This window comes from Gammaproteobacteria bacterium (genome assembly GCA_003696665.1).
GTDB lineage: Bacteria > Pseudomonadota > Gammaproteobacteria > Enterobacterales.
Window position 1 is genome coordinate 1 of sequence record RFGJ01000321.1, and the last position, 4,997, is coordinate 4,997.

Annotated in this window: 3 protein-coding genes and 1 tRNA gene; 2 read left to right on the top strand and 2 right to left on the bottom strand. The window is 54.8% G+C overall.

The features are described from left to right. Nucleotides 1-76: 76 nt before the first annotated feature. Nucleotides 77-1,372, bottom strand: coding sequence for an HlyC/CorC family transporter (locus D6694_08495; protein RMH41856.1), 1,296 nt, complete (start codon nt 1,370-1,372; stop codon nt 77-79). 12 nt (nt 1,373-1,384) lie between these two features. Next, nucleotides 1,385-2,182: a hypothetical protein gene (locus tag D6694_08500; protein RMH41857.1), complete on the bottom strand. Its 798-nt coding sequence runs from the start codon at nt 2,180-2,182 to the stop codon at nt 1,385-1,387. 213 nt (nt 2,183-2,395) lie between these two features. Here D6694_08500 and D6694_08505 point away from each other — a divergent pair, with 213 nt between their 5' ends. Both D6694_08505 and D6694_08510 read left to right on the top strand, forming a co-directional pair. Then, nucleotides 2,396-4,660: a PKD domain-containing protein gene (locus D6694_08505; GenBank protein RMH41858.1), complete on the top strand. Its 2,265-nt coding sequence runs from the start codon at nt 2,396-2,398 to the stop codon at nt 4,658-4,660. A gap of 132 nt (nt 4,661-4,792) precedes the next feature. After that, a tRNA-Asn gene (locus D6694_08510) sits at nt 4,793-4,868 on the top strand. Nucleotides 4,869-4,997: the final 129 nt, after the last annotated feature.

The following is a 4,997-nucleotide window of genomic DNA, read 5'->3' on the forward strand; positions in this document are numbered from 1 at the left end:
CGGGTTGGCGTGGCGCTGGCCAAGGCCGGTGACATTGAATCGGCGCGGGCTAAGGCGCAGCGCGTGGCGGAAAATATTAAAGTGATTTTGGACTAGCGCGTCGATTTTCCGCGAGCGCGGGATACAGACGCAGGGTGCGAATCCGGTTGTCCTTGACATGTAGAATGTCCATCGGGCAGCCAGCAATACGCACCCCGGTTCCGGATTTTGGAATGGTTTCCAAGTATTCCACCACCAGACCGGACAACGTTTTGGGGCCGTCGGTGGGCAGGTGGAGGCCAAGCGCCTTATTCAGTTCCCGAATTGTGATTGAACCATCGACAATCACGCTGCCATCGGCCTCGCGAACAATGTCGGGACTGGTTTCTTCGGCCACATCAGTGGTGAATTCGCCGACAATTTCTTCCAAAATATCATCCAGTGTCACCAGGCCCAGCACATCACCGTATTCGTCAACCACAAGCCCCACGCGTTCTTTTTTGGCCTTGAATTTCAAAAGTTGTGTGCTCAGCGGCGTGCCTTCTGGCACAAAAGTGACCGGTCGCAGTTCCTCTCGGAAACGTTCCGGTGTCAGCTCGTCAGCAAGCACAAGGTTGGCCAGATCGCGCACATGCAACATGCCAATCACATCGTCGATTTCGCCTTCGTAAACAGGCACCCGTGTGTGCTGCATGTTTTTCAATTGTTGGACGACGGTGGGCCAATCGTCTTCCAGATCGATGCCAACGATTTCTGCTTTTGGCACCATAATGTCCTCGACGGTGACCTGTTCGAGTTCGAGGACCGATAACAACATGCGCTGGTGCGATTTCGGAATCAGCGCGCCTGCTTCATTGACTACGGACCGAAGCTCTTCCGCTGTCAGGGCTTCGAGATTGTTGCCGTGTGTTTGAATGCCAAAAGGGCGCATCAATAGCGCAGCGATAAAATTAATCAGGCGAACCAGCGGGTAGAAGACGGTCAATAGCGGTTTGAGCAGCCATGCGGCTGGGTACGCAATTCGCTCAGGCGCCAGTGCCGCGAGCGTCTTTGGCGTGACCTCGGCAAAAATCAGCACAATGAGTGTCAAGCCAAATGTGGCGATGGCCACCCCCAGATCTGGCCCCCATATTCGCGTTGCCAGCACGGTGGCAATGGCCGAGGCGAGAATGTTGACAAAATTGTTACCAATCAAAATAAGCCCAATGAGGCGATCCGGATATTTGAGTAGATCGGCCACTCGGCGAGCGCTTTTGTCGCCTTGTTTGACGCGATGCTTCAGCCGGTACCGGTTGAGCGACATCATCCCGGTTTCCGAACTGGAGAAAAAGGCTGAAACGATGATCAAAATGATAAGTATGACAAGCAGCGAACCGTCAGATAACTCGTCCAAAGTTCTGTTACCTCACCCTGTACGCAAAGAAAGAATGGCCCAAGTCCCAAAATATGCCAACACCAGCAGGATAAACGCAGCAAGGGTCCAGCGCGCTGCCACTGGACCGCGCCAGCCAAATGTGCGATGGCCAGCGATCAGTGCCGCGACCAAACCCCATGAAAGCAGCGAAAGTACCAGCTTATGGGCCGGTTGGGTTGAAAGAATGTGCCAACCACCGGCGAACACCGCCAGATAGCTGAGCGTGAGACTGACGAAGCTCATGACAAGCAAACGAAAAAGCCAAAGCTCAGCCGACAGAATTGGCGGTAGCCACGGTTGATGTTTGGCCTGATGCTGTTTCAGCCGATGATCCTGCACTAGGACCGTCAATGCATGAATGGCGGACAACGCCAAAAAACTGTACCCGGTCAGAGCCAGCAAAACATGAATGACCGCATACGGCTGGCCTTGCAGACTGAACAATCGTTCGCCGTGGTCAATTGTCGCGATAGGCTGAATCACAATATTGGCAACTAACACAGTGAACACGATTAACGGAAAAGTGGACCATTGTCGCCAAGCCAATGACAGCCCAATCATCAGCCAACCGACCATTGAGGCGACATTCAACAAAGAAAGGTTCTGTCCACTGCTGGTGTCAATGAGGCGATGTAACAGCCACCCTTGTAACAACCAACCGACGGCGGCCATTAGCGTCAGCGCCCGTTGGCGCATGACAGAAGGCGCAGCGACATAGCGAAAGAGAAGGACTGCCGCTATCACATAGATGGTACTGACAGCTAACGAAAAAAAAGTGTCGGTGTCCAATCGGCGTGACGTGAGATTGTTTTGCGTAATTGTATGGCATGCCCATGACGAAAAACAATAGGTTATCGTCAACTTTATTGCATAAGCATGGTCTGAGTGCCAGGCGCAAGTGACCTCGCCTTATGCGCCCGACACTGGTCGGATGGCCAAAATCGCGATGCAGGCTTATATTGGGTGCCAACGAGCGCAATTGTGAAACTGTCAGGGAATCTCATGCTTAAATATCTGCTCAGCTCGATCATTGGCCTATCTGTTTTGATGCCGGTATCGGCGGCACCACTGTCTGAGGCAGAGGTGATGGCCATGGCCAAGCGCCGACTGGCGCAGGCGATGCATGTCCATGTGGTGACGCCAGAGTTACGCAAGCAATTGATGGCCGAGTTCCATCCTTATTTGCTTGCCCAAACGCCAGATGGCCTCATTGTGCAGCTCAACGACGCGCAAAAACTGGCATTGGCGGCACGTGGATTTTGGGTAGCGCCAGCGCAGACGTGGAAGGCGGCGCATCTTGCATGGCTAAAAAAACAGCTTGAGCAACGGCGCAAACCAGACTGGTGTTATCCCACTGTTGAGGAAACAAGGGTCGAGGCCGAACGCCTGGCACGCATTTGGCCGGAACGCGTCACGCTCATCGACATCGGCGACTCGTGGGAGAAAACACAAGGTTTGGCAGACCGTGACTTGTTAGTGCTCCGCATTGGTCCAAAAACTGGCGAAGCCGAAGCCAAATTATTGCTGACGGCCGGGGTGCATGCGCGGGAAATGGCGCCGCCGTTGCTGGTGCTTGATTTTATTCGTGACCTGCTGCGCCGGGATGGCGTTGATCCGGAAATCACCTATTTTCTCGATCACCGCGAACTACATGTGGCCTTGCTGGTCAACCCGGACGGTCGTAAATACGCGGAACAAAATCTGTTGTGGCGCAAAAATACCAACACGAACTACTGCCCACAATCACCGGATTTGCGCGGCGCAGATCTGAACCGAAACTTTAGCTTTAACTGGGGCGGGTCGCTGTCGAATAGCGCCGGGGGTGCCCACGCAAGTACAGATCAATGCGATGAGACCTATCTGGGTCGAGCGGCCGCCTCAGAACCGGAAACACGAGCCATTGAAGCGTATGCCCGGAGGCTATTTGCCGACGACCGGCCGGATGATTTTTCGACCCCGGCGCCTGTCTCGAAGCCGGGAATTTTTGTCGACATTCACAGCTTCAGCGAGCTTGTTTTGTATCCGTGGGGGCATGACTATACGCCATTGCCAAACCCTGGACTGGCCGCGCTGGCCGAAAGAACCGCGCAAATCAACCGTTACACGCCAATGGCCGCGGTCAGTTTATACCCAACAACCGGGACGACGGACGATTTTGGTTACGGCGAACTTGGGGTTGCCAGCCTGACGTTTGAAATTGGCCGGCAGTTTTTCGAACCGTGCAGCAGCTACGAGTCTGACGTTCGGCCGGGAAATCTCGACGCTTTGCATTACCTGTGGCGGATGGCTGATGCACCGTATTTGAGCGGCAACCGACCACGCATTGTGCGCAGCCAACAGCAGTGGGATAGCTCAGGTGTGACCATTCGTATCGATGTCGAAAGCTGCCAGAGGGTTGGTTGTCAGCAAAGTGCGATCACAGCTGCTGAGTACGCCTGGGATGCCCCAGTTCCCGAACAAGGTGGCGTTGCCATGACGCTGATCGACAGTGGCAGTACCACCGATACGTCCTTTGAGGCACGTATTGACCGCAACCAGCTCGGAAACTTGCCGCGTACATTGTTTGTGCGCGCCGCCAATGCCGAGGGTCGTTGGTCGCCACCTTTTGCCTTGACTGTCCATGAGCAAAGCCTGCCGCCTGTGGCACGCGCCGACATTGATTGCGAGGGCACTTCGTGCACCTTCGATGGCAGCGAGTCAACCAGTCCAGACGGGCACATAGTCGCTTGGCGCTGGTATGTGGATGACATTGAAGTAGGGCAGGGGACGAACTTTGTGCACACATTATCTGATGGGACGCATGACGTGACACTTGCGGTTGAGGACAATCACCAACAAACCAATACGTTGACTAGAACCATCACCGTGGGTGTGTCCGAACAAAAGCCCACCGCAACGTTGAGTGCCACGTGCAACGCACTTTCCTGCACCCTCGACTGGAGTGCTAATGATGACGGTCAGGTTGTCGCAGTTGAGATCGATTGGGGAGATGGGCAAGTGACATCAGCCCCGGCCAGACCAGAGCAACATCATTACCAAAAAGCGGGCAACTATCAAATTCGCCTGACTGCGACTGACGACATTGGCCAACGTACCTCTGTCGTTGCCTATGTGGCGCCCACCACACAAGATGAAGGTCATGGTGGGGGTGGTGAGAACAATACAAGTGACAGTGGCGGTGGTGGCGGTGCTTGGTCGTGGCTGCTGTTGCTATTTGGTGCCCGGTACAGACGCCCGCGACGAAGGTGGCAGCGAAACTTCGAGTAGCGCACTTGACCATTCGGAAGAACCGCCGCGACCGAGAGGCCGTGGCGGGCGACAAAAATTTTTCCGAACAGTGTTGACCCGCACGGGAAGAATGATAAAATGCACGCCGTCTCAGATGAGGCATCCGACCATTCCCCCTTAGTTCAGTTGGTAGAACGGCGGACTGTTAATCCGTATGTCGCTGGTTCGAGTCCAGCAGGGGGAGCCAGATTCAACCCACCTATAAGGTGGGTTTTTGGTTTGCCCAGCGAAGCTGGCAAACCCGGCAGGCTGAAAGAAGCCTGCGTCGCCCCGACTGAGGGGAAGACAATCCGAATGGCAAGGGCGTTGCTGGCCA